Annotated in this window: 24 protein-coding genes and 2 pseudogenes; 11 read left to right on the forward strand and 15 right to left on the reverse strand. The window is 68.8% G+C overall.

Translation table 11 applies throughout. The annotated features are described in order from the left end of the window. Positions 1–164: 164 nt before the first annotated feature. A complete protein-coding gene (locus ABD120_RS05195) occupies positions 165–620 on the reverse strand; it encodes a hypothetical protein (protein WP_343948532.1) in 456 nt (151 codons plus the stop codon). A 143-nt stretch (positions 621–763) separates the two neighbouring features. Here ABD120_RS05195 and ABD120_RS05200 point away from each other — a divergent pair, with 143 nt between their 5' ends. Continuing rightward, the gene (locus tag ABD120_RS05200; RefSeq protein WP_343948533.1) at positions 764–1,000 is read left to right on the forward strand and encodes a hypothetical protein; all 237 of its coding nucleotides are present in this window, start codon (positions 764–766) and stop codon (positions 998–1,000) included. 35 nt (positions 1,001–1,035) lie between these two features. Here ABD120_RS05200 and ABD120_RS05205 read toward each other — a convergent pair whose 3' ends face one another. From ABD120_RS05205 to ABD120_RS05220, 4 genes are all read right to left on the reverse strand, one after another. Further along, positions 1,036–1,473, reverse strand: a complete 438-nt coding sequence (locus ABD120_RS05205; RefSeq protein WP_343948534.1) for an acyl-CoA thioesterase — start codon at positions 1,471–1,473, stop codon at positions 1,036–1,038. A gap of 2 nt (positions 1,474–1,475) precedes the next feature. Continuing rightward, complete coding sequence (locus ABD120_RS05210) at positions 1,476–2,108, reverse strand: TetR/AcrR family transcriptional regulator (RefSeq protein ID WP_343948535.1); 633 nt, start codon at positions 2,106–2,108, stop codon at positions 1,476–1,478. Between the two features lie 10 nt (positions 2,109–2,118). Continuing rightward, the gene (locus ABD120_RS05215; protein ID WP_343948536.1) at positions 2,119–3,024 is read right to left on the reverse strand and encodes a TIGR03619 family F420-dependent LLM class oxidoreductase; all 906 of its coding nucleotides are present in this window, start codon (positions 3,022–3,024) and stop codon (positions 2,119–2,121) included. Positions 3,025–3,174: 150 nt separating this feature from the next. Beyond that, complete coding sequence (locus ABD120_RS05220) at positions 3,175–4,356, reverse strand: SUKH-4 family immunity protein (protein WP_343948537.1); 1,182 nt, start codon at positions 4,354–4,356, stop codon at positions 3,175–3,177. Positions 4,357–4,570: 214 nt separating this feature from the next. Between ABD120_RS05220 and ABD120_RS05225 the strand changes: the two genes are divergently transcribed. From ABD120_RS05225 to ABD120_RS05235, 3 genes are all read left to right on the forward strand, one after another. Further along, positions 4,571–4,966, forward strand: a complete 396-nt coding sequence (locus ABD120_RS05225; protein WP_343948538.1) for a hypothetical protein — start codon at positions 4,571–4,573, stop codon at positions 4,964–4,966. Positions 4,967–5,231: 265 nt separating this feature from the next. After that, complete coding sequence (locus ABD120_RS05230; protein WP_343948539.1) at positions 5,232–6,746, forward strand: amidohydrolase family protein; 1,515 nt, start codon at positions 5,232–5,234, stop codon at positions 6,744–6,746. A 34-nt stretch (positions 6,747–6,780) separates the two neighbouring features. After that, positions 6,781–7,467 carry a hypothetical protein gene (locus ABD120_RS05235; RefSeq protein ID WP_343948540.1) on the forward strand — a complete coding sequence of 229 codons (687 nt, stop codon included), beginning with the start codon at positions 6,781–6,783 and terminating at the stop codon, positions 7,465–7,467. A 106-nt stretch (positions 7,468–7,573) separates the two neighbouring features. Here ABD120_RS05235 and ABD120_RS05240 read toward each other — a convergent pair whose 3' ends face one another. Further along, positions 7,574–8,152: a hypothetical protein gene (locus ABD120_RS05240; protein ID WP_343948541.1), complete on the reverse strand. Its 579-nt coding sequence runs from the start codon at positions 8,150–8,152 to the stop codon at positions 7,574–7,576. 60 nt (positions 8,153–8,212) lie between these two features. Between ABD120_RS05240 and ABD120_RS05245 the strand changes: the two genes are divergently transcribed. The 3 genes and pseudogenes from ABD120_RS05245 to ABD120_RS39685 all read left to right on the forward strand — a co-directional run bounded on the left by ABD120_RS05245 (position 8,213) and on the right by ABD120_RS39685 (position 9,087). Then, entirely contained in the window at positions 8,213–8,722 is a 510-nt protein-coding gene (locus ABD120_RS05245; RefSeq protein ID WP_343948542.1) for a DUF4240 domain-containing protein, read from the forward strand. Positions 8,723–8,788: 66 nt separating this feature from the next. Next, a pseudogene (locus ABD120_RS39680) lies at positions 8,789–8,886 on the forward strand (phosphotransferase-like protein); the annotation flags it as partial. Between the two features lie 81 nt (positions 8,887–8,967). After that, positions 8,968–9,087: a phosphotransferase-like protein gene (locus ABD120_RS39685; RefSeq protein ID WP_425563926.1), complete on the forward strand. Its 120-nt coding sequence runs from the start codon at positions 8,968–8,970 to the stop codon at positions 9,085–9,087. Positions 9,088–9,136: 49 nt separating this feature from the next. Here ABD120_RS39685 and ABD120_RS05250 read toward each other — a convergent pair whose 3' ends face one another. Further along, positions 9,137–9,472, reverse strand: a complete 336-nt coding sequence (locus ABD120_RS05250) for a hypothetical protein (protein WP_343948543.1) — start codon at positions 9,470–9,472, stop codon at positions 9,137–9,139. 660 nt (positions 9,473–10,132) lie between these two features. On the opposite strand from ABD120_RS05250, the pseudogene ABD120_RS39690 reads away from it, so the two are divergent. Further along, a pseudogene (locus ABD120_RS39690) lies at positions 10,133–10,549 on the forward strand (discoidin domain-containing protein); the annotation flags it as partial. Positions 10,550–10,588: 39 nt separating this feature from the next. Beyond that, on the forward strand, positions 10,589–11,824 hold the full coding sequence (locus ABD120_RS05260) for a cellulase family glycosylhydrolase (RefSeq protein ID WP_425563935.1): 1,236 nt from the start codon (positions 10,589–10,591) through the stop codon (positions 11,822–11,824). A 66-nt stretch (positions 11,825–11,890) separates the two neighbouring features. Here ABD120_RS05260 and ABD120_RS05265 read toward each other — a convergent pair whose 3' ends face one another. Together ABD120_RS05265 and ABD120_RS05270 are read right to left on the reverse strand one after the other, a co-directional pair. Further along, the gene (locus ABD120_RS05265) at positions 11,891–12,289 is read right to left on the reverse strand and encodes a nuclear transport factor 2 family protein (RefSeq protein WP_343948544.1); all 399 of its coding nucleotides are present in this window, start codon (positions 12,287–12,289) and stop codon (positions 11,891–11,893) included. Next, positions 12,280–13,497, reverse strand: coding sequence for a trans-sulfuration enzyme family protein (locus ABD120_RS05270; protein WP_343948545.1), 1,218 nt, complete (start codon positions 13,495–13,497; stop codon positions 12,280–12,282). Before ABD120_RS05270 ends, ABD120_RS05265 begins: the two co-directional genes overlap by 10 nt. A 68-nt stretch (positions 13,498–13,565) precedes the next feature. Between ABD120_RS05270 and ABD120_RS05275 the strand changes: the two genes are divergently transcribed. Next, the gene (locus ABD120_RS05275; RefSeq protein WP_343948546.1) at positions 13,566–14,141 is read left to right on the forward strand and encodes a helix-turn-helix domain-containing protein; all 576 of its coding nucleotides are present in this window, start codon (positions 13,566–13,568) and stop codon (positions 14,139–14,141) included. Between the two features lie 162 nt (positions 14,142–14,303). On the opposite strand, the gene ABD120_RS05280 is transcribed toward ABD120_RS05275, so the two are convergent. Both ABD120_RS05280 and ABD120_RS05285 read right to left on the reverse strand, forming a co-directional pair. Beyond that, positions 14,304–15,449, reverse strand: coding sequence for an alpha/beta hydrolase family protein (locus tag ABD120_RS05280; RefSeq protein ID WP_343948547.1), 1,146 nt, complete (start codon positions 15,447–15,449; stop codon positions 14,304–14,306). A gap of 52 nt (positions 15,450–15,501) precedes the next feature. Then, positions 15,502–15,966 (reverse strand): MarR family winged helix-turn-helix transcriptional regulator, encoded by a 465-nt coding sequence (locus tag ABD120_RS05285; protein ID WP_343948548.1) that lies wholly within the window; start codon positions 15,964–15,966, stop codon positions 15,502–15,504. A 91-nt stretch (positions 15,967–16,057) separates the two neighbouring features. On the opposite strand from ABD120_RS05285, the gene ABD120_RS05290 reads away from it, so the two are divergent. After that, positions 16,058–16,906, forward strand: coding sequence for an alpha/beta fold hydrolase (locus tag ABD120_RS05290; protein WP_343948549.1), 849 nt, complete (start codon positions 16,058–16,060; stop codon positions 16,904–16,906). Between the two features lie 178 nt (positions 16,907–17,084). On the opposite strand, the gene ABD120_RS05295 is transcribed toward ABD120_RS05290, so the two are convergent. The 4 genes from ABD120_RS05295 to ABD120_RS05310 all read right to left on the reverse strand — a co-directional run bounded on the left by ABD120_RS05295 (position 17,085) and on the right by ABD120_RS05310 (position 20,774). Next, positions 17,085–18,134: a serine hydrolase domain-containing protein gene (locus ABD120_RS05295; protein ID WP_343948550.1), complete on the reverse strand. Its 1,050-nt coding sequence runs from the start codon at positions 18,132–18,134 to the stop codon at positions 17,085–17,087. A 289-nt stretch (positions 18,135–18,423) separates the two neighbouring features. Then, positions 18,424–19,221, reverse strand: coding sequence for a polyphosphate kinase 2 (gene ppk2 / locus ABD120_RS05300; RefSeq protein ID WP_343948551.1), 798 nt, complete (start codon positions 19,219–19,221; stop codon positions 18,424–18,426). A gap of 67 nt (positions 19,222–19,288) precedes the next feature. Beyond that, positions 19,289–20,146, reverse strand: coding sequence for an alpha/beta fold hydrolase (locus ABD120_RS05305; RefSeq protein ID WP_343948552.1), 858 nt, complete (start codon positions 20,144–20,146; stop codon positions 19,289–19,291). 34 nt (positions 20,147–20,180) lie between these two features. Further along, entirely contained in the window at positions 20,181–20,774 is a 594-nt protein-coding gene (locus ABD120_RS05310; RefSeq protein WP_343948553.1) for a TetR/AcrR family transcriptional regulator, read from the reverse strand. Positions 20,775–20,805 lie beyond the last annotated feature (31 nt).

Genomic DNA, 20,805 nt, shown 5'->3' on the forward strand with positions numbered 1-20,805 from the left:
TGCCACACTGAGAACTTCCTCACTGTGTGTCCCATTTGAGCCTGACACAGAGGGACTCGGGAGACGAACTCACTGGCCTGCGCCATTGGCATCATCCGGGCGTGCGGCCGAAGGACCGATTCCCGGGCGGCCGGCGTGTGTCTTCCCCTGAGTGGGTGAGGTGTTCAGGTGTCGTAGGAGCCGTCCCACGGTTCGTAGAAGCCGATGTTGTTCGGGTAGAACTCAGCGTGCTCCTCGCCGTCGAAGGTCTCGATGATCAGACCGAACAGGACTCCGTCCTGCGTATGCCGAAAGGGTCGGATGGCGATATCGCCGTAAAGCAGGCCGGGAAGCGCGTCGAGCCATCGGTTCAATCGTTCTTGCGCGCTATCCACGGCTGCCCGATAGTCGTCGTCTGCGCCGGTGTGCTCGATGCGGGATTCAAGGTGGTGGCCAGCGGCGTCGAAGGTGTGCAGGACGGCGTACCAGCGTTTGCGTGATCGCCAATCGTCGGTGTGGACATCGCCTTCGCGGAAGGCGGCGATGACGGAGCCGAAGAACTGGCCGCCTGCCCAATGGCCGATCGTGTCGGTGTGATATTCGGGTTCGCGCATGATGGGAATGATCTCGGGGACCGTCATGGCCGGAGAGTAGTCATCGTGTACGACAGTTCAGGACGGTCGCGTTTCCGGACGGCGACGTACTGCAGCATCGGCTGGTGGGGACGACCGGGCGGGTCCCGTCGCGCTTTCCGCGTCGAGGACCGACGCCTATCGTGGTGGGCGTGGATCACGCGGAGGCGAGCGGACACGTCTGGCGAGATCTTGTGGAGCGCAACGGTTCGGTGGAGCAGGATCGTGCTGTGCTCGGCGGCCTGATCGGCTATGACGCCGATCCGTTCGAGGTGGAGTTGTTCGAGCACGCCTCGGATCCTCAGGTCCGCCTCATTGATCGGGCACAGCGCTCGTACGCGGGACAGTATCGGCGCCGCCTACGTCGCCTGCGGAGCCGAGGGGCTTAGGTCACCGCCGGCTGGTCGGGTGTCGCGGTGGGGCTTCAGCATGGGGTCGTTACGCGGAGCAGGGGTTCGGCGGCGGTGCGCAGTTCTTCGCTGAACGGTGTGGGTCGCAGGGTGGCCGGGTCCAGGTTGACGTTGACGCGGTAGCCGTCGGCGTGCACCACCGTACGGTCCGCCGACAGCACGCGAAAGCCGTAAACACCGCTGGTACGGCCCATGCGTTCCACCCAGAAGTGCACCTGCTGCTCGCCCGCCCCCGCGATGGGCACGTGGTAGGTCACCTTGAACTCGCGCACGGCCAGGAAGACGTCCTTGAACGCCGACCCGGCCGGATCCGGCGTCCAGCCCAGGCGGTGCCAGAACGCGCTGATCGCCCGCTCGACCAGCAGCGCGTACCGGGAGTTGTGCAGCAGCCCCATGGCGTCGAGGTCGTCGAAGTGCACCTGGACAGGCTCGTACGCCCCATTTTCGATCATGATCAGTCCTCCGGGAGAAGCGTCGGGTCGGGGCAGAGGGCGCGCAAGCGTTCCAGTACGGCCCGGCGGGCGCGGGCGTGCGCGGCCGGCCCGTCGTACAGGCGGGAGTAGCTGACCACGGACTGCCCGAGGGCGTCGATCTCGTAGGCGAGCTGGCCGGCGTCCACGCCGTCCGCCAGTTCGCCCATCGCCGTGGCCTGCGTCACCAGGCGCTGGATGAACTCCAGCCATTCGCGCATGGCCTGCGCGACGCGGTCGTGCACCGGGCCGGGCCGATCGTCGTACTCGGCCTGGACGGTGAAGAAGAAGCACCCGCCGGGCAGTACGGCGTCGCCGTAGAACCGCAGCCGCGCCTCGTGCAGCGCGAACAGCCGCCGCACTCCGGCCGGGGCCCGCAGGGCGGGCGCGACCACGCGCTCGGTCCACTGGCGGACGGCCCAGTCCACGGCATCCACCTGTAGTTGCTCTTTGTCGCGCCAATGGGCGAAAAATCCGGACTTGCTGGTGCCGGTTGCGGTTGCCAGCCGTCCCAGGGAGAGTCCGTCCAGCCCTTCGACGGAGGCCAGCGCCACCGCCTGCTCAAGGATCGCCTCACGACTGCGCAACCCGCGCAGCCGCCGACCATCTGTTGTCATGGGCGACAAACTACATTAACGACCGATCGTTTGTATACTTTTCCCCAGCGTCCCGGAGCAACCGCCCCAGCGCATCGAGAAGGTGGTCGGGGTCGTGGTCCGGGGCCACCCAGAAGACGTGGTCGACGCCCAGCGACGCCAGCTCGGCCAGCTCACCGGCCACCTGCCGCACCGGCCCGGTCAGCGGCGCGCGGTCCTCGACCGGCGCGGTGGTGACCGCCCCGTTGACGTGGACCGCCACGGGCAGCGAGCCGGCGTTCCGGAACGTCGCGATCGTGCTCCGCAACGTGTCCCAATCGGAGAACACCGTGATGAGGCCCAGGCCCATGCTCGCGGCCCGTTCGACGGCGGCGGGAGCCCAGGCGCCGGCGAAGAGCGTCGGACCGTCCGGACGGCTCGGCTTCGGACCGGCCTCGCCCTCGGGGATCCGGTAGAACCGTCCGTCGAACCGCACCGGATCCGGACCCCACACCCTGCGCATCGCGGCGATGTGCTCGGCGAATCCGGCGCCGCGCCGGACCGGCGGCACGCCGGTCGCGGTGAACTCCTGGGCCATCCAGCCCTGCCCCAGGCCGACCGTGAGCCGGCCGCCGCTGAGCCGGTCCAGGGTGCTCAACCGGCGGGCCAGCACGATCGGCGGGTGGAACAGCGCGTTGAGGACACTCGTCCCCAACCGGATCCTGCTGGTCCTGGCCGCGACGTAGCTCAGCGTCTCCCGCGGGTCGTACACGGCGGCCTGGAACTCCGGCAGCGGGACGGTGCCGACGCCGAGCATCATCGGCTCGGCCGGGCGAAGCAGGCGTTCGTACGTCCAGACTGCGGCCAGGCCGATCCGCTCGGCCGTCTCGGCCGCCCGGCCGATCGCCTCCGGACCCGCGTAGGGGCCGCATACAGGAAGACCGATCCCCAGATCCATCGGGTGCCTTTCGTCGGGTGTGGACGCTTCCGACGGACGAGCGGCGACCGTACCCGCGCATCGGGCTTCGGGTTTCGGACCGCCGCGAACGCACGAACCGGTCAGCGGCGAGGGGGCCGCACCGATGAATCCTGGCAGCGACAGGGCCTGCTACGGCGTTTCGGCGGGGCCGAGGATGAAGGTCGTGCCCTCGTTCTCCGGCACCTTCACCGTGAGCCCCGTCTCCGCGAGAGCTGCGGCGATCTCCTCGTGGTCGCCTGCCCACCCGAGGTAGAGCTCGTCGATCAGGTCGCCCCTGGCGTCGAAGGCCCTGTCATGGCTCTGGGTGTTCCAGAAGACGGCTTTGGGCGAGTCCGTGTCCTCGGTTCGCTCGGCCACCCGCTCCCAGCATCCCGACGTGGTGGGCCACAGCGCGGGCTCGGCGACGTACCCCTTCGCGGCCAGCCGTCCGAAGGCCCGCAGGATCCGGCACAGGTCGCTGGTCTCCTCGGTGGCCAGGCAGGTCAGGGTGCCATCGGTCGGCTGCTGCCGGTCGTGGATCGCCGCCAGCATCTGGTCCATGATGGCGTCGAAGTCGCCCTCATCCTGTTCCTCCTCGGAGACGAGGACCACGAGCCCCTCCCACGCGAAGGCCGACTGGATCTCCGGCGGCAGGCCGCCCCTCCAGCGTGCGCTGAAGTCCCTGATCAGGGCACCGTCTGCGGCGAACGCTTTCGAGAAGTCCTCCGGCAGAGTCAGCAGTCCGTACTCATCGGTGGCGGAGGCGAACTCCTTGCCCGAGACGTGCCGCCACCCCTTCTCCTCCAGCCGGTCGAGGGCTCTGTCGAAGGCGTCGCTGTGCGACGCGGCGGGCGCCGACATCCTCTCGCGCCGTGCCGCCTCCCGCCGGTAGCGGGCCGCCACCATCGCCCACCAGCAATGCGGATGCCGGAACGCCTCCGGGTCGAGCTTCTCCAGTTCCGCGCCGGTCGACTCGGTGTACGCGCCCAACCGGACGACGAACTCGGCGAAGGCGCTCAGCGTGGTGTTCACCCCTTCGTACTGGGGCTCTCCGTCGTCATCCCAGGAGAGGAGGACGACGTTGCCGTCGTTGACGTCCAGGAAGTACACCAAGCCGCCGTCGGAGCTGGTTCCGCCCAGGATCAGGGCGTGGTTGTCGGCGTTCAGCCGGCGGACGGCGAACAGTCCGAACGGGCCGTCGGGGATGTCCGTGCAGAAGTGATCGGCCACGTCCCTGGGCAGCCCGGTCTCGGTGAGAAGCACGAAGTCGGCCTCTGACAGCCCGAGTTCTCGCCCCTTCTCGGCGTCTAAGGTGATGAATTCAACGGACATATCGTTTCCTTTCAGCGAGTCAGAGAGGAACCGTAGTGACCCGACCCGGCGGGTGTCCTCAGATCGGTGACATCGGCTACCCGACCGGCCGGGGACGTCGGTGCCCTGTTGTCGCCGAGCAGGTTGCCCGGGTGGGCTGTAGAGGCACACGACGTACGTGGTGGACCGGCCGGAGCTCTGCCTGACGACCCGTACGGTCTGGGATGATCCCCTGGTGCGGTTCCTCCTGCGATCGGCTCTTGCGGGAGCGGGGGTTGCGATCCTGCTGCTGCCCGTCGTCTCCTGGCCGTTCTACGACTCGGCCGCCGAGCACAGGTGGGTGCTGGCGATCCTGCTGGTGCCCTTTCTGCTCAGCATGCCGGCCGCCCGGTTGGCGCGCCTGCCCGTCTGGCCGCTCGTCGGCCTGCTGGCGCCGTTCGCCATGATCGCCGTCCTCCTCGTCCAGCCCGACTACGACTCCTGGATCTCCCACGAGAACATCGCGTACGCCATGCTGGTGGGCGTCCCTGCGGTGACCGGCTTCGTGATCTCGGCCGTTCTCTGCAACGCGTTGTTCGGGAAGTCACCTGGTGGTAAGTCGGGCCCGGACCAGGCGCCGATGGTCCGCTGACCGGCCCCGGGCCGCCATGGCCCGGTACAACAGGTCGAGATCGCACCCTTGGGCGCGCACGTGTTCGACGGTGCTCATGCCCCGTTCACCTCGTGTCTGGCAACCGGTCTCACCCGTTGGCAACATGCTGCAGAGATCTTCCAGGTGCCCCTTCTGCGTCGGTAGAGTCCGTCGGCACCGACCGACCGTCTCCAATCGCGGCTCTCCCCTGCCTCCTTCAGCGGCACCGTTCTGGAATCGATCATTGTTGACGTTGAGGAATCCCATGCCGAGTGACCCGACCGTTCCCGCCAGCCGCCGCGACGTCCTGCGCCGGCTCACACTGGCGGGTGCGGGCGCCGCGCTGATCAGCCCGGCGCAGTCGGCGGCCCACGCCGACTCTCCCGACGACGTCACAGTGCTGCGCGGGGTCACCCTGATCGACGGGACGGGCGCCCCGCCACGCCGGGGAGTCAGCCTCGTGGTCGCCGACGGCCGGATCGCCTGGATCGGCGAGGACCACCACGCCACCGCGCGGCGTGCACGCCGGGTGGTGGACCTGCGGGGCAAGTTCGTCATCCCCGGGCTGTGGGACATGCACACGCACGGAACCCAGGATGAGAAGATCGTCCCACCGCTGCTCATCGCCAACGGCGTCCTCGGGATCCGGGAGACGTGGGGCTTCCCCCAGCTCCACCAACTGCGCGACCGGATCGAACGCGGCGAACTGCTCGGCCCCCGCATCGTCCTGGCCGGCAACATCATCGACGGCCCCGTCTCGCTGCTGTCACCGATCCACACCAAGGTCGAGACAGAGGCAGAGGCCAGGCAGGTGGTACGCGCCCAGCAGGCCGAAGGCGCCGACTTCCTCAAGATCTACCCCTACCTCGGTCGAGAGCCCTTCCTGGCACTGACCGACGAGGCCCGCAAGGCGGGCATCCCGGTCGACGGGCACATCCCGTACCTGGTCCCCATGTCCGAGGCAAGCCGGGCCGGACAGCGCAGCTTCGAGCACCTGTACGGCCTGCCGCTGGCCACCTCCGGCCGCGAGCAGGAGCTCCGGCGCCGGATGGAGGACACCCCGATCGACCCGGCCGCGCCCCGCGAATGGTTCAACCTGGCGCGCTCCCTGGAACGGCAGGCCGCCGACAGCTACGACCAGGCCAAGGCGCGCGAACTGTACGCGCAGCTCGCCCGCGACGGCAGCTGGCACTCACCCACCCTGACGGTCCTCAACGTCTTCAGCCAGCCCGCCGAGACGTACGCCGACGATCCGCGGCTGAAGTACATGCCCACCCATCTCCGGGCCTACTGGGCGGAGGGCATCAAGCTCTTCACCCCCAGCACCCCTGAGGAGATCACCCGGGAGCGCCGCTTCTTCCGGCAGCTCCTGGCCCTGGTCGGACGCCTGCACCGGGCCGGCGTCGGCCTTGTCGGCGGCACCGACTGCTACAACCCCTATGTCTTCCCCGGATTCGGCGCCCATGACGAACTGTCCCTCCTGGTCCGGGCGGGCCTGAGCCCGATGGCCGCACTCCAGACCATGACCCGGGACGCCGCCCGCTTCCTCGGCCGCGAGGACACCCTGGGCACCCTCGCCCCAGGCAAGGCCGCCGACCTGGTGGTACTGGACGCCGACCCGCTGGCCGACATCCGCAACACGCGCCGGATCCACGCCGTGATGACCCGGGGACGCCTCATCGGCCCGCAGGAACGCGAGCGCATCCTGGCGGACGTCCAAGCCGCCGCCCAGGCCCCGGCCGCTCAGGCCGTGGTACCCGCCTGCGCCTGCCACCGGTAGCCCCGGCGTAGCGCCATAAGATCACTTTGTGGGTATGGGCGCGGTAGGGCTGATCGCGGCGTGGGCGCCGCTGGTGGCCGCCTGCTCGTCGGCGGGCACCGCGGCGTTCGTCCTCGGTGAGGACGGGGTGAGGGTACGTCCCGATCGTCCGCGCCGCTGGGTCGAAGCGGACTTCGCCGGGATCACCTGCGCCTTCGCCTGGGACGAGCACGGAGACCTGCGGGTCCGGGCACAGGGCCGGTTCACGCTGGAGCTCGACGAGCGGGGACGCCCTCGGGCGCGGCCCAGGAAATCCCTGTCGTCCGGGGATATGCGGCTCGGGGTCCTCCCCCAGCTCGACCGGCGGCCGCTGCGGGGAGTTGGCCGGTTCCTGCCAGAGCTTCCGCAGATGTACGACTCGTTGCGCCTCGCGCTGCCACCGCCACTCCGGAAGCCGGCCGACGCTGTGATGGGGCTGCTCTTCCCTGACCGCGCGGGGGCCGACGAGTTGAGGGTGGACGCCGGTGTGGCGCCGCACCCGAACCTACTGTGGTCGCTGCGTCCCGGCACCGTCCGGGAGGTGGCACTGCTCGCGGCGCTGGTGCCGTGGGCGGCGATCGACGAGGTCGCCTCGGGCAGAGCTGGGTCCGAGCAATACACGACCATGCTGGCCCAGCAACTCGACTGGATCGAGGAGGCCTCCGCACGCGGCCGCGGGGCGCTCGTGTGGCTCACGGTCTGACCGGGAGCGCCTGCCACGGTTCACAGCGGAAGTTCTCCTTCGAGCCTGATGACGAACATCAGAAAGCTACGACACGTCGTTCAGGAGGAGCCTGCGGTCGCATAGGTCACCCATCGACGAGGCGGGACCGGACCAGGCGCCGATGTTCCGCCGACAGGCCCTGGGCCGTCATGGCCCGGTGCAACAGGTCGAGGTCGCACCCTTGGGTGCGCATGTGTTCAAGAAGGGGTTCGTAACGGTCGGCTCTGTCACGGACGAGTTCCGACGCCAGCCGCAGTTCCAGACGGACGGCGGGAACCTGATGCGGGCCACAGTCGACCCACACGACGTGCTGCCATGGGCCTCGGCCGATGCATTCCATCGCGTCGGAGTCGGTCTCCCTTTCGACGGTGCTCATCTCCACCATCGCCCCGTTCACCTCGTATCTGACGAAATACTGTGAGGCTGTCGGCAGCCAGGAGGCGGCGTACATGCAGGGGAACGAGGTGAGGGCGGCGGCGAAGTCGTCCACGTCCTTCCGTCGCGACGCCAGGAGGTCGATGTCCCCGACAGGCAGCCGAACGCCCTGGAGGAGGGCCGCGCTCGTGCCTGCGAGTCGGTAGGTGAGGTCGATACCTGCTGCTCGCAGGGTGGTGAGCACCGTGTCCAGTGCCGCCGTGACGTCGGACGCTTGGAGAGAGATCATGCCGGGCACCCTACGAGCGCGAGACCGCGAAATGTCAGTGCCACATGCGAAGATCTGCCCGTGGACGTGGACGCCTTCTGGGCCCTCATCGAACAGTCCGGGCGGGAAACCAGCACGAAGAGATCTCGCCGGGAATGGCTGGAGAATCAGCTCGGCGGACGCCCTGCAGACGATATCATCGACTTTCAGAAATGGCTGACACTCTGCGAATACCAGGGTAATACGTGGGACGTTTGGGGTGCCGGCACCGCCGCTTTCTTGACGTCGTCTGCGGATTCGTTTCTGTACTTCCGCAGGTGGCTCATCGGCCTCGGGCGTGAAACCTTTGAGCGTGTCATCGCTGATCCTGAAACGCTGTTCGAGATTCCGGAGACCCGCAATCTCATCGATCTTCGGACGTGGACCGCTGAGGAGTGGCCGGAATTCGAGTTCCTCGGTTATGTCGCGTTCAAACCGTACAGAGACCGAGCCGGGCTGGACTTGTGCACGCTGCATGAGCAGGCGGCGGCACGCGCCGGACTGGGTGAAGACTGGGACACGATGCGCGGCACACCGCCGGACCACCATTGAACTGGGCTGTGGAAACTCGTTTGAATGCGGGGCGGTCGGGTCTAGCGTGGCGCGGTGGCGACTCAGGTGATTGTTCTCAACGGCGGTTCCAGTTCGGGCAAGTCCGGGATCTCGCGGTGTCCGCAGGCGGTCCTGGCGGATCCGTGGCCAGCGCTCTCGGTCGACACGCTGGTCGACGCGATGCCCGCCGCCATGCGGGCGTCGGATGCGGGTATCGAGATCGCCCGGGTGACCGGATCGGCGGGATGGCCGTCTCACAGGCGGAAGCGGTCCACGAGGGCGCGGCCTATGACCTGGTGGTGGACACCACGCACACCGAGTCCGTGGTCTGCGCGCACACCGTCGCAGCCCGGGCACGTCGTTAGCAGCTCGGCCCGCCTCCCGAAACCGGCATCACCGGCCGCTCATTGGGGCTCACAGGGGAAATCTTCCTTCGAGTCCGACGATGAACATCAGAAAGCTGTGTCCCTCGGGCTCGTGAAGAAACGCGTCGATTTCGCCGACGACGTCGATGCGGACGTCCGGGCCGCCGTTCGGCGCGGGCAGTTCGACGAGGTATCGAGCATAGGTCGGTGACTGCGGATCGATGTCCACGACCCATTTTCCGGCGAACTTGCCGATGAGATAGACGCCGACGTACGACATCAGCCGGGCGGTTATCCAGTCGGCGTTCTCCTCGGCCGCGTCGATGTCCTCGTACGCGAGGAGTTCACCGAGCGGCGCGATTCCTTGCGCGGATCCGACAGCCACGTCTGCGGGGAACCGACCCCCACCACCTCGGCGAGTTCGACGACGTCCTCCTCCATGGCCGCCGCCCAGTCCGCGAGGTCTCGAACCCGTTGCGCACACAGTTCGTCTCTGTCGGTGATCGCCACGCCTGTCCCCCACGGAGCCTACGACCCGATAGCGAGCCCCAGTGTTCCATACATGGATCGGCACACAAGCGGTTTGCCGCTACCCGATGACCGCACCGCCAACGGCGGCGCCACAAGATCGTCCACCAAAATTCCTCACATAACCTCCAAAACTATATATAAGAGGATATTTCACCCAAACCTATAAAATTCCACCCCAGCCACCACCCCAAATCACCCGCCCCATTCACCCCTGACCTGCGGCGATCATCCGCACTCATGACCTTGCCCTATGACCGGTTTGACCTAGCGTGGTGGTAGTCATGCGTTTGTGGGCCTTGCGCAACCAACAATCGGCGATTTACGCTCCGCCTAAAGTTAGGAAACCTTCCTAACGATCGACTGCCCGGCGGAGGCACCGAGGTCTTCGTCGACACCCCCCAACCCCCCAGGAGCGCCAATGTTCCGTACGGTGCGCCCATCGCCCCCTACTCAAGGACGCCGCCGCTCACCCCTCGTGATCGCGGCAACAGTGCTGGCCCTCGCCGTACAGTCCATGATCGGCCTGCCGTCCCAGGCCCAGGCCGAGACCGCGAGCACCACCGCGACGGCCGTCCAGGCGGACCCCCTCGTCTCCAGGAACAAGTCCACCACCTCCTCGTCCATCGAGGACGCCAACTTCACGCCGAACAAGGCGGTGGACGGAAACACTTCGACCCGCTGGGCTTCGGAGGAGGGCAGCGACCCGCAGTGGATCCAGATCGACCTCGGCTCCACCCACACGATCAGCCGGGTGGTGCTGAACTGGGAGGCCGCCTACGCCTCCGCGTACAGCATCGAGACCTCCCCCAACGGCAACGACTGGACCAGCGTCCACTCCACCGGCTCGGGTAACGGCAACATCGACGACCTCGCCGTCACGGGCACCGGCCGCTACGTCCGCATGAACGGCACCAGCCGAGGCACCCCGTACGGCTACTCGCTGTTCGAGTTCGAGGTCTACGGCACCCCGGTGAGCGGCGGCGACATCACGCCGCCGAGCACTCCGGGCAACCTGCGCTCGACCGGCGCCGGTTCCAACTCGGTGTCGCTGGCCTGGAACGCCTCCACCGACAACGTCGGCGTGACCGGCTACGAGGTGCTGAGGGGCGGTTCGGTGGTGGCGACCGCGTCCGGCACCAGCCACACCGACACCGGCCTGGCCTCCTCGACGCCGTACACCTACACCGTGCGCGCCCTGGACGCGGCGGGCAACCGGTCGGCGGCCGGCGGGCCGGTGACCGTACAGACGACGGGTGGCAGCGGGGGCGGCACCCCGGTCGCCGCGAACGGACAGTTGCGCGTCTGCGGCGTCAAGCTGTGCAACGAGAACGGCAAGCAGATCCAGTTGCGCGGCATGAGCAGCCACGGTCTCCAGTGGTACAGCCAGTGCCTGACCGGCGGCTCGCTCGACGCCCTGGCCAACGACTGGAAGGCCGACATCCTGCGTATCTCGATGTACATCCAGGAGGGCGGCTACGAGACCAACCCGCGCATGTTCACCGACCGGGTCCACGAGCTGATCGAGATGGCCACGGCGCGCGGCATGTACGCCCTGGTCGACTGGCACATGCTCACCCCCGGTGACCCCAACTACAACCTCGCGCGGGCCAAGACGTTCTTCACCGAGATCGCCCAGCGCCACAACGGCAAGAAGAACGTGCTCTACGAGATCGCGAACGAGCCCAACGGCAACAGCGTGACCTGGAGCGTCATCCGCAACTACGCCAACCAGCTCGTCCCGGTGATCCGCCAGTACGACCCGGACGCCCCGATCATGGTCGGCACCCCCGCCTGGTCCTCGCTCGGTGTCTCCGGCCCCGGCGACCAGACCGACACGATCCGCGCCAACCCGGTCAGCGGCACCAACATCATGTACACCTTCCACTTCTACGCCGCCTCGCACGGCTCGTCGTACCTGAACGCGCTGTCGCGGGCGGCCGACGTCCTGCCGATGTTCGTGAGCGAGTTCGGCACGCAGACGTCCTCCGGTGACGGCGGCAACAACATGGCGATGTCGCAGCAGTACATCGACCTGATGGCGCAGAAGAAGATCAGCTGGGTCAGCTGGAACTTCTCGGACGACTTCCGCAGCGGCGCCGTCTTCACACCCGGCACCTGCCCGAACGGCCCCTACGCCGGGACGAGCAGGCTGAAGGAGGCGGGTATCTGGATCCGCGACCGGATCCGCACCCCTGACGACTTCTGATCCGGAAGCACCGCGAGACGCGTGAGGGCGCCCGGCCGGACGCCCTCACGCGAAGTCACTGGTGAGTCACCCCTGAAGCGGGGACGCCTGACCGCCGAGCTCGGCGTGGACTCGGCGGTAGGCGTCCTTGACCCGGATCAGGTCGCCCTCGAACTCGAACAGGTCGCAGCCGTGCACCCACTGGGTGCGACCGTCCTCGCCGGTACGCGAGTAGGACCACTGACAAGCGCCCCGGTCGCCGGCGACGAACGCGTCGCCACCGTGGGACTCCCAGGCGGCGTCGTAGGCGATCATCAGCGCGAAGCCGCGCCGTACCTCGGCCTTGCCTCGGAAGGTGGCGCCGGGCTCGGGGCCGACGGAGGAGCGGAAGACGCAGTCGTCGGTCATGAACTCCAGGAGCCGGTCGAGGTCCTGGGCGCTCCACGCGTCGCCGAACTCCGCCAGCCGCTCGGGGGTCATCGCCATGGGTCGGATCCTTCCATCAGTGCTCTGCCCAGGTCGTCGCACAGGTCGCCGGGGTCCTCCAGCCCGATCGACAGGCGGAAGAAGCCGTCTCCGGCCCAGGCGCGGTAGCGCCGTAGGTGCTCGTCGTCGAGTTTGAACGTGGTGCGCTGGAGGTCGTCCGTACGGGCCTCCAGGATGAGACTGCGCGACAGCCCCAGTGATGCCGCGTAGCGGAAGACCTCAAGCCGGTCCTTCAGTCCCGCGCCGAAGGCGTCGTGGTCGGCGACGGTGAAGGAGATCATCCCGGACGGGCTGCTCATCTGCCGTTCGGCCAGGTCGTACTGCGGATGCGACGGCAGCCCCGGGTAGCGGACCGAGCGCACCCGGGGGTGCTCTTCGAGGAAGCGGGCGACCCGCGTGGCGCCCTCGGCGTACGCGGCCATGCGGATCGGCAGGGTCTCCAGGCCGCGCATGATCAGCCAGCAGTTGAACGGGCTGAGCGTGCCGCCGAGGTGGACGCCGATGCCCCGGCGCAGCCGGTCCATCGGCTCGGCCCGGCCGAGGACCGCGCCGCCGAGCGCGTCGCCGTGTCCGCCCATGTACTTGGTGAGGGAGTACACGACGTAGTCGGCCCCGAACCGCAGGGGGCGGGTGACGGCGGGGGTGGCGAAGGTCCCGTCTACGCACAACTCGGCGCCGTGCCGGTGCGCGAGGTCGGCGAGCGCCGCGATGTCCACCAGCTTGAGGACGGGGTTGCAGGGCGTCTCGGCGTACACCAGGCGGGTGTTGGGCCGAAGTGCGGCCTGTACGTCGTCGAGGTCGGACAGGTCGGCGACACCGACCTCGATGCCCAGCGAGGGCAGCAGCCCTCTGGTGAACTCGGCGGTGCCCGCGTAGCTGATGTCGCTGACCAGCACGTGGTCTCCCGGGGAGAGCACGTCGAGCAGCAGGCCGGAGATCGCGGCGATGCCGGTGGAGAACACCACGGCCGCCTCCGCGCCGTCGAGCAGGGCCAGCCGGTGTTCGAGCTGGGCGGCGTTGGGGTGGCCTTCGCGGGCGTAGGCGAAGGGCACGTCCTCGTCGACGGTCGCCTCCGCGCTGAAGCCGATGGTGCCGTACTCGGCCGCGAAGGTGACCGAGGTCGCGATGGAGGGGGTGACGGCGCCGGTGACGGGGTCGAGTTCGGTTCCACCGTGGACGGCGAGCGTGCTGAAGCCGAGCTGTGTCATGTCTCCTCCTCGGACCGGATAGTGCACTACAATGCACTATTGAGTGCAGCCTATTCAAGGGGTGGCGAATGACGAGCCTTCAGGACATGTCCCAGGTGATCGCGTCCAACGTGCGCGCCGCCCGCCGCGACCGAGGCTGGACCCTCGACCAGATGGCCGCACGCTCCGGCCTGAGCCGACGGGTGATCGTGCAGATCGAGCAGGGCCAGGCCAACCCGAACGTCGCCACCCTGCTGCGCATCTCGGACGCGCTCGGACTGGGGCTGCCCGCACTGGTCGCCTTCCCCGAGCCGCCCAGGCCGAACGTCGTGCGCGCCGGTCAGGGCCCCCGGCTGTGGGAGGGGGCGGGCGGCGGGCACGCCCACCTGGTGGCGGGGTCGGGGCCGCCGGACGTACTGGAGCTGTGGGACTGGACGCTGTTCCCCTCGGACGAGCACACGAGCGAGCCGCACACCAGCGGCACCGTCGAGCACCTGCTCGTCATCAGCGGCGGGGTCCGGCTCCAGGTCGGCGAGCACGAGCTCCGCCTGGACGCCGGTGACGCGGTCAGCTTCAGCGGCGACCAGCCCCACGCCTACGCGAACCCGGGGGACGGCCCGGCGCGTTTCACCCTCAGCGTCTACCAGCCGGGAGTCGGCGCGTGAGGGACTTCACCTGGCCCGCCGGTACCTTCCCGGCGCGATGCCGTGGCGGCGCTTGAAGGCGTTGGCGAAGGCGGGGCGTCGAGCAGGGCCGTCCCACGGCCCGCCCGTTCGAGTCCTGGGTCCGGGAGCATCGGCACCTGTTCCTCCAGCTACTGCCTCCAGCTACTGGTGGAAGGCCACTTCCGGGTTGGCGGCGGACGGGCCGGTCAGCAGGGGGCGGTGCTCACCGCGAAGGTGCTGGTCGAAGAAGGCGCCCACGTACGACGTGGTGATCTCGCCCGACCGCTTGCCCGACAGCGGCACCTCCGGGTCGGTGGCGCCGGCCTGACCGGCGAGGACCGGCAGGTCGATGAAGGTGAAGTGACCGCTGCCCTCGACCGACAGCCAGCGCTTCCAGCCGTCCAGCCGCTTCCACGCCTTCGACCAGGTCGTGTCCACGGAGCCGGGCGCGTGCAGCGTCCGGGTGCCGAGCATGAGGAAGGGCCGCCCGTTCAGCCCGGATTTCGGAAGCTGCGAGAAGAAGGTGCCGTCCATGTTCACTCCGGCGCGGACCCGGCGGTCGGCGGCCATGACGGCGCTCGCGCTGTTGCCGCCGATCGAGTGACCGGCGGCGCCGACGCGCCCGCTGTCGATCAGCCTGCCGTACCTGCCCCTGGTCAGGGTGTCGATCACGAAGGAGAGGTCGGCGCCCCTGCCCACCGCGACCTTGCCGAGCAGTTCGCGGCTCTTCTCCTCGGTGGGGGCGCTCTCGACGGTGTCGCAGGCGACACAGGTGAGGGTACGGTCACCCGGGAAGGCCGCCCCGAACGACTCGTAGGCGTGGTCCACCAGCGCGACGACGTACCCCTTCGAGGCCAGTTCCTCGGCGAGCATGGTCAGCGTGGCGCGGTTGAGCGTGAAGCCCGGCGAGAGCAGCACCAGCGGGTGCTTTCCGCCGACCGGACGGGCGCCGGTGCGGGCGTTCACGCGGACGCCGGTGAGGTGCTCCGGCTTGTACACGGCGTCGAGCTTGAGGCCCTTGAGCATGAGCCCGGCCTCCTCGGCGCCCATGTACTCGGCGGTGTCGCCGCCGGAGCGCGCCGGGTAGTACAGCGAGACCATCAGCTCGCGCCCCTTGGCGCTCTGGACCCAGGGGTCGCGGCGCTTGCCGTCCACGAGATGGAGGGTGTCGCGGCCCACGGCGTACTGACCGGTCGGCTTGGGGATGGAGAACTGCGGCGCCTGCCGCGCGGCGGCGGGGAGGGCGACCGCCGTGGGGAGGGTCAGGGCGAGAAGGGCGGTCGCGATCACGCGGCGGGTCTTCGTCATGGCAGGAGCCTAGGAATCCTCCTGTATCAGCCATCACCGCCGAAAGACCGGTTCACCCCTTTACTTTCGGCAGGGGACGGTCCGCCGAAAGGACCAGGCCGATGGTGGTCAGCGCCGTGAGCTGATCGGGGGTGAGGCGGTCGGCGAGGCGGTGCCGTACCGAGGCCAGGTGGACCGGAGCGGCCTGCTCGTGCGCGCGGCGGCCGGTGTCGGTGAGGACGACGTCCTCACCCCTGCCGTCGAGCCCGCAGCTTTCCCTGGCGATGAGGTCGCGGCCCTCCATGCGGCCGAGCTGGCGGGACAGGCGGCTGTGTGCCCAGCCGAGGTGTTCGGCGAGGCCGCGTACGCGTACGCAGTGCTCGCCACCGGACAGCTCGGTCAAAGCGGACAGGACGTCGTAGTCGGGCATCGACAGCCCACAGTTCCGCTCCAGGTCGCGGGCCACTTCGGCGTCGAGCGTCAGGCGCAGGCGCCGGTAGGCCTCCCACGCCTCCCGAACCCGATCATCTGAGGTCATGACCACAGTTTAGATGATTTTTCGTGACATGTAACGGAGTTTGGGTTAGTCTTCGTTACACGTAACCAACTTCTGCGGAGGAGCTGCGGTCATGGAGCGGACGATCGACGTCAACGGGATCACCCTGGGAGTGCGCACGGCGGGACGGCCGGAGGACCCCGCCGTCCTGCTGCTGCACGGTGCCGGGCAGTCACTGCTGGCCTGGGAACAGGAGTTCGTCGACCGGCTCGTCGCCGGCGGCCGCCACGTGGTGGCCGTGGACGCCAGGGACACCGGCCGCTCGACTTCCTTCCCCGTCGGACAGCCGCCGTACGGCCTGCGCGACCTGGTCGCCGACGCCGCCGCACTGATCGAGGCACTGGGCCTGGCGCGGGTGCACGTGGTGGCCCTCTCTCAGGGTTCCGCCGTCGCCCAACTGCTCGCCCTCGACCACCCCGAGCGCGTCGCCACGCTCACCCTCGCCGCCGCGACGCCCGGCGGCCCCGGCCACGAGCAGCCCGACCTCCCGCCGATGGCCGACCACATCCTGGCCCTGTTCACCGAGGAGGCGCCGGCGCCCGACTGGTCCTCCCGCGAGGCCGTGATCGAGTACCTGGTGGAGGGCGAGCGGCCGTACGCGGGCGACCGCTTCGACCCGGCCGGCTCGCGCGCCGCGGCCGAGCGCACCTACGAGCGCACCCGGGACCTGGCCGCGCAGCTCACCAACCCCTTCCTCATCGACCCGGGCAAGCCGTGGCGCGACCGGCTGGGCGAGATCACGGCCCCGACGCTGGTCGTCCACGGTTCACAGGATCCGCTGTTCCCGCTCGGCCACGCCGAGGCGCTTACGGCCGAGATCCCCGGCGCCCGGCTGCTCGTCCTGGACGGCGTCGGCCACGAGATCTTCCCGCGCCACACGTGGGACGCGGTGGTCCCGGCGATCCTTGCCCACACCAGCTAGTTCCACATCGAATAGTTAGATGTTGTTGCCGCCGCTGGTGGTGTCTACACCGATGAACCGTAGGGCCGTGGCCGCCTCCGCTGTCGTAGATTCGCACGGACTTGCATACCAAGCCTGAACAACGTGAGCAGGACAGTCGCGGACCGACGCTCACCCTTCGGGCAGACCCGTCCGGGGGCTAGCAGAAGACGGTCTTGAGTAGTTTGGGCATGGCGTCGGCGGGCATCTGGCCGGTGTACGGGTTGGCCGACACGATGAGTGTCTTGCCCGCGTCGGAGCGGATCGCGTACGTCAGATAGCCGAACCAGCGCCCACTGTGGCCGTACGCCTTCCCGCCGCACGGCAGCGGGAACGCCTGGAGGCCGAGGCCGTAGTCGGAGGCGTTCACCGTACGCATCTGCTTGAGGGTCGTCGCGCTGATCAGCTTGCCGCCCAGCAGCGCGTCGAGGAAGGTCGCGAGGTCGGCCGTCGTCGAGATCATCTCCCCGGCGCCGTGTTCCAGCGACGGGTTGGCCCGGGTGGCGTCGACCATGCGGCCCCGGTAGGGCTCGTAGCCGCGCGCGTGCGGCCGGGGCATCTCCGTGTCGTGGCCGGGCACGTGGGTTCGCCGCATGCCGAGCGGCCGCAGGATCCGGTCCTCGATCTCGGCCGCGTACGGCCGACCGGTCTTCTTCTCGATCAGCATGGCCGCGACGATGTAGTTGGTGTTCGAGTAGCGCCAGCCGGTGCCGGGCTGGAAGTAGGGCGGTTTCGAGCGCCCGACGGCCAGCAGTTCTTCGGGCGTCTGATCGTAGAGAGACTCCTTGGGCCGGTAGTCGCGCACCGACCAGCCGGGGATGCCCGCGCCCGCGTAATCGAACAGGCCGCTGGTGTGGTCGAGCACCTGCCGTACCGTGATCGGGCTGCCTGCCGGAAGCGCGCCGGGCAGGTGGGCGTCGACCTTGTCGTCGAGCCCGATCCGGCCTTCTTCGACGAGCTGCAGCAGGACGGTCGCCACGAACGTCTTGGTCACGCTGCCGATGCGGAAGTGGCCGCGCTCGTCGGCGGGGGCCTTGGAGCCGAGGTCGCGCACCCCGGCCGCCACGCTCACGTCGCGCCCTTCGTCGCGGACCAGCGCCAGGACGGCGGTCGCCGCCTTGGCCTTCACCACGGCGTCGAGCTGATCGCGCAAGGCGTCGCCGTCGACGGGGGCGAGGGTGGACAGTGCGAGGGTCAGGGCGAGGAACATGGGCTCAACGCTAGGGAGCGCGGATAGCCGGGGACACCGGGCAAGCCACACACTCTCCCTGCGGAAAACCGCAGCGGTCTGCTGCGTGACGGATGCTGACCCCGGGTTGCGGCTTCTGCGGCGTCCGCCCCCAGAACCACCGAACCCCGGAACCACCGAACCCTCCAGAACCCGGCCCCCAACCCCTCGGGACCCCGGGACCACGGGGAAACGGGGCCACGGGAAACGGGGCCACGGGAAACGGGGCCACGGGATCACGGAACCGTCCCGGCGGCGGGCGAAGGGGCGGCTAGTCCCGGTTCAGCTTGGCGGCGACGTCCGGGACGGCGGTCTCGGCGCGGCGGGGTGGACGGTGGTAGTGCTCGGCGGGCGGGCGGGGTGGGATCTCCAGCGGCTGCAGCCGTACGTGCTGGTAGGGGATCGTCGACAACAGGTGGGAGATCATGTTGATGCGGGCGCTGCGCTTGTCGTCGCTCTCCACGTCGTACCAGGGCGCCTCCGGGATGTCGGTGTGGACGAGCATCTCGTCCTTGGCCCGCGAGTAGTCCTCCCAGCGGTTGATCGACTCCAGGTCCATCGGCGACAGTTTCCACCGCCGCATCGGGTCCTTCAACCGGTCGTGGAACCTGCGTTCCTGCTCCTCGTCGCTGACCGAGAACCAGTACTTGCGCAGCAGGATCCCGTCCTCGACGAGCAGCCTTTCGAAGATCGGGGCCTGGTGGAGGAACCGCGCGTACTCCTCCTGGGTGCAGAAGCCCATGACCTTCTCCACCCCGGCGCGGTTGTACCAGCTCCGGTCGAACAGCACGATCTCCCCCGCCGCCGGCAGGTGGGCGATGTACCGCTGGAAGTACCACTGCCCGCGCTCGCGCGAACTGGGCGCGGGGAGGGCGGCGATGCGGGCGACGCGCGGGTTGAGGTACTCGGTGACGCGTTTGATGGTGCCGCCCTTGCCGGCGGCGTCACGACCCTCGAAGACGATGACGACCCGCGCGCCCTCCGCCTTCACCCACTCCTGCAGTCGCACGAGCTCGCCCTGCAGGCGGAGCAGTTCCTTCTTGTACGGCTTGCCGCCGAGCCCGCCCATGCGCGTCCCCCTTAGCAGACTCCCCCTGTGAGAAGGTCTGCCCTGATTCGCGCATGAGGTACCTGGATCAGCGGGTGTGGGCGATGACGGCCGGGATCACGATGTCCTGCACGGCGGCGGACAGCCCGTGGCCCATGCCCTCGACGGGCAGGAAGACGCTGCCCTCGATGGCCTCGGCCATCGCCTTGCCGTGCGCGAAGGGCGCGAGGCGGTCCTCCGTACCGTGGATCACCAGGGTGGGGACGGTGATCTGGGAGATGAGCCCGGTCCGGTCGCGCGAGGCGGCGAAGGCCTTGGTGTGGTTGTCCATCGCCCTGCCGACGTCGGAGGAGCGGGTGAGCTCGGTCATGACGGTTTTCCGCACCGCCTCCTCGTCGAAGTCGCCCAGGGAGCCGTGGACGATCCTGGCCAGGTCGATCCGCGTCTGGACGAGCCCTTCCACGGTGGTCGGCGGGTTCGTCGCCAGGTCCTCGGTCCAGGCGGCCACCTCGGGGTCGGTCTCCGTCCCCGCGAAGCCGCCCTTCGACCGGTCGGCGGCTGCGGCGCTCGACATGATGAGCGTCAGGGTGCGCAGGCGCTCGGGGTGCTCCAGCGCGAGTTCCTGCCCGATCATGCCGCCCATGGAGGCGCCGACCACGTGCGCGGTGCCCACGCCGAGACCGTCGAGCAGCCCGACGGCGTCGGCGGCGAGGTCTGTCATCGTGTACGGCCGTTCGTCGAAGTCGACGACGGAGGACAGGCCGGTGTCGCGGTTGTCATAGCGGATGACGTAACGGCCGGCCTCCTGGAGTTCCTTGCACAGCGGCTCGGGCCAGGTGATGCCCTGCGCGCCGAGTCCCATGACGAGCAGGACCGCCGGGTCCGAGGGGTCGCCGAACGTCTCACACCAGAGTTGGACACCGTTGGTGTCGATCTTTTGCTCCATGAGCAAAAAGTATAGGTCCGTTAACTTTTCTGTTTCAAGCGTCGAGCACTGCCAGGATCTGGGTCCGCAGCCGGGCTCGGGCCGCGTCCAGGTCGCCCGCCAGCCGGGCGAGGAACACCGACGACGGCATCGCCAGCGCGGTGGTGACCGTGATCATGGCGTCCAGCTCGGACAGGCCCGGCCGTACCCGCAGTAGCGCTTCCTTCCACCGTTCCTGCAGCTCGACGACCTGTTCCACGAAGCGCTGCTGCTCCTGCTCGGACAGCTCGGTCAGCCGGGCGTACATGATCACCGTCAGGTCCCGGTTGCGCAGGGTGCAGTCGAGGAAGCGGTCCACGAGCGCCTCCAGCATCTGCTCGGGTTCCCTGTCGGGCACGTCGAGGGCCTCCCGGGTCGCCTCGCACAGCCGTTCCAGGCACAGGTCCTTCAGCGCGGTGAGGATCGCCTGCTTGCCCGCGAAGTGCCGGTAGACCGCGGGCCCGCTGACCCCCGCAGCCGCGCCGATGTCGTCGATCCCCGTCGCGTCGTATCCGCGCTCGGCGAACAGCCGGGCCGCCTGCAGCAGAATCAGTTGTCTGCGCGCACCGTGTTTGCGCCCGGCCGCGATGAGTTCTTCCAGTTCGGTCACCCGCCCACCGTACCTTTATCTCTTTTTTGAA

Source organism: Nonomuraea longicatena (genome assembly GCF_039525605.1).
Taxonomy (GTDB): Bacteria; Actinomycetota; Actinomycetes; order Streptosporangiales; family Streptosporangiaceae; genus Nonomuraea; species Nonomuraea longicatena.